This window comes from Thermorhabdus hydrogeniformans (assembly GCF_049310025.1).
Lineage (GTDB): Bacteria > Bacillota > Thermosediminibacteria > Thermosediminibacterales > Tepidanaerobacteraceae > JBJYKD01.
Map to the genome: position 1 here is coordinate 1 of NZ_JBJYKD010000160.1, position 268 is coordinate 268.

The window sequence follows — 268 nt, forward strand, 5'->3', positions numbered from 1 at the left end:
AATATGTTAGGAGATGGCCTAAGAGATGCACTAGATCCAAAACTTAAGAATTATGGAGGAGGTAGCTAGAATGTCGGATAACTTATTAAAAATAAACAGTCTTAAAACATATTTTTATACTGATGAAGGAGTTGTCCGTGCAATCGATGATGTAAGTTTTTCTCTTAAGAAAGGTGAAACTTTAGGAATTGTTGGGGAGTCAGGTAGTGGGAAAAGCCAAACTGCATTATCCATAATGAGATTGCTGGAGAACCCAGGAAAAGTAGTT

General features: G+C 36.2%; 1 protein-coding gene. It reads left to right on the top strand.

The window, feature by feature from the left end; genetic code table 11:
- Window positions 1–70: 70 nt before the first annotated feature.
- The coding region (locus ACKX14_RS15925) for an ATP-binding cassette domain-containing protein (protein WP_422449377.1) at window positions 71–268 on the top strand (198 nt) is incomplete at its 3' end.